The 2,681-nt window shown below is 73.6% G+C and carries 2 protein-coding genes; one reads left to right on the top strand and one right to left on the bottom strand.

Annotated features, from left to right (window positions below; genetic code table 11):
• The coding region (locus ABZ885_RS39120) for an MMPL family transporter (RefSeq protein ID WP_360199665.1) at positions 1 to 1,751 on the top strand (1,751 nt) is incomplete at its 5' end.
• A gap of 22 nt (positions 1,752 to 1,773) precedes the next feature.
• Here ABZ885_RS39120 and ABZ885_RS39115 read toward each other — a convergent pair.
• A partial coding sequence (locus tag ABZ885_RS39115; RefSeq protein WP_360199663.1) for a metallophosphoesterase occupies positions 1,774 to 2,681 on the bottom strand: 908 nt, incomplete at its 5' end.

The following is a 2,681-nucleotide window of genomic DNA, read 5'->3' as shown; positions in this document are numbered from 1 at the left end:
TGGACGGCGTGGACGCGGCCGTGGCCCCGCTGCGGGACGCCGGGGTGCAGGTGGAGTACGGCGGGCCGCTCGGCGAGCTGGCGCGTCCGCCGGCCGACGACCGGCTGAGCGAGCTGATCGGCTTCGGGGTCGCGGTCGTCGTGCTGCTGGTCGGCTTCGGCAGCGTCATCGCCGCCGGGCTGCCGCTGGTCACCGCCCTGATCGGCGCGATCGTCGGCCTCGGGCTGCTCGGCCTGCTGGCGGCGGCCACCACGTTCGCCACCGTGGCCCCGACCCTGGCCACCATGATCGGCATCGGGGTCGGCATCGACTACGCCCTGTTCCTGCTCACCCGGCACCGGCAGAACCTGATGGACGGCAGGGACCCGGTGGCCTCCGCCGGGCACGCCGTGGCCACCAGCGGCCGGGCGGTGCTGGTCTCCGGCTGCACGGTGGTCATCGCGCTGGCGGGCCTGGCCGTCTCGCGGGTGAACTTCATCGCCAAGCTGGGCGCCGCCGCCGGCGTGACCGTGATCTCCGCCGTCCTCGCCGCACTGACCCTGCTCCCGGCGTGCATGGGCCTGATCGGCCGCCGGATGGACCGCTGGACCGTGCACCGGCCGATCGCCGAGACCGGGGCCGCGCCGGGCGAGGAGATCACCGGCAGCTGGCACCGCTACGCCCAACGGGTGGAACGCCGCCCGTGGTGGTTCCTGACCGCCGGGCTGGTCGTCGTCGGCGTCCTCGCCATCCCGCTGTTCTCCATCCAGCTCGGCCACATCGACGACGGCGCCGACCCGGTCTCGTTCACCGACCGGCGTGCCTTCGACCTGATGTCCGACGCCTTCGGGCCCGGCTCGAACGGCCCGGTCACGGTGGTCGTCGACCAGAGCGCCGTCCCGGCCGACGCCCGGCCCGCGCTGCAGGCCGACCTGCAGCAGGCGCTCACCGGCCTGCCCTACGCGGCCGGCGCCACCCCGCTCCAGACCAGCTCGGACGGCGCGGTGCTCTTCGACACCGTCACCCCGGCGCAGCGGCCGCAGGACCAGCGGACCACCGACCTGGTCGACGACCTCTCCGACACCGTCCTGCCGCAGGCCGCGGCGGGCACCGGCGCCAAGACCTACGTGACCGGCACGACCGCCGCCCAGGTCGAGTTCCGCAACATCGTCGCCGAGCGCCTGCTGCCGATCATCGCCGTGGTGGTCGGCCTGGCCTTCCTGATCATCCTGCTCGTCTTCCGCGGCGTGCTGGTCGCGGTGAAGGCCGCCGTGCTCAACCTGATCTCCATCGCCGCCTCGTACGGCGTGCTGGTCGCGGTCTTCCAGTGGGGCTGGGGCGGGCCGGCCCTCGGGGTCTCCGGGGAGGTGCCGATCGAGAGCTACGTCCCGATGATGATGTTCGCCATCGTCTTCGGCCTCAGCATGGACTACGAGATCTTCCTGCTGTCCCGGGTGCACGAGGCCTGGCTGCGCACCGGGGACAGCCGGGGCAGCGTCGCGCACGCCCTGGAGATCACCGCCCGGGTGATCACCTGCGCGGCGCTGATCATGGTCAGCGTGTTCGCGGCCTTCATCGTGAGCGACAACATCGTCATCAAGATGATGGGCCTCGGGCTGGCCGTCAGCGTGCTGATCGACGCCACCGTGGTGCGGCTGCTCCTGGTGCCGGCCGTGATGACGCTGCTCGGGGCGGCCGCCTGGTGGACGCCCCGGTGGCTGGACCGGGTGCTGCCGCACATCGACACCGAGGGCGAGGGCGAGCAGCCCTGAGCCCCCGGCGGCGCACCCCTGCTCAGGCCCGGAGCGAGGCCAGCGTGACGATGGTGATGTCGGACGGCGCACCGACCCGGACCGGCGGGCCCCAGGCGCCGGCGCCGCGGGTGACGTAGAGCTGGGTGTCGCCGTAGCGCTCCAGCCCGGCGACGGTGGGGTTGGCCAGTTCGGCGAGGTAGTTGCCGGGCCAGAGCTGGCCGCCGTGGGTGTGGCCGGAGAGCTGGAGGTCCACGCCGTGCCGGACGGCGTCGTGGACGGTGACCGGCTGGTGCGAGAGCAGCACGGACGTGCGGGCCCGGTCGCGGTCGCCGAGCGCCTTGTCGAAGTCCGGTCCCTCGCCCTCGGAGCGGCCGGCGAGGTCGTTGACCCCGGCCAGGTCGAAGCCGGGCAGCTCGACCCGCGCGTTCTGCAGCGGGTGGACGCCGAGCTCGCGGACGAAGTCCACCCAGGGCGCGGCGCCGGAGAAGTACTCGTGGTTGCCGGTGACGAAGTACGCGCCGTCGCGCGCCCGCAGCTGTGCCAGCGGTTCGGCGGCGGGGCCGAGCTCGGGCACCGTGCCGTCGACCAGGTCGCCGACGATCGCGATCAGGTCGGGCCGGGCGCCGTTGATCGTGTCGACGATCCGCTGGGTGTGGCCGCGGCCGAGGATCGGCCCGAGGTGGATGTCGCTGACCACGGCGATCCGGTAGCCGTGCGCCTGCGCGGGCAGCTTGGCCAGCGGGACGGTGACCTGCTTCAGCCGCGGTCCGCGCAGCACCCCGTACGCGCCGTTGCCGACGATGGCCGCCGCCGCGCCGGAGGCGCCGATCGCGACCGTCCGGGCCACGAAGAGCCGGCGCTCGGGCGAGGGCTGCGCCGGGCGTTCGACTTCAAGGGTGAAATCCTGGAGAGCGGTTCGCCCCGTAACGACCTGCTGTTCGCGTCCGA

The sequence above is a fragment of the Kitasatospora sp. NPDC047058 genome (assembly GCF_040643935.1).
Taxonomy (GTDB): Bacteria; Actinomycetota; Actinomycetes; order Streptomycetales; family Streptomycetaceae; genus Kitasatospora.
Note: the sequence above shows the minus strand (reverse complement) of the source record. Positions and strands in the feature narration are given on the sequence as shown.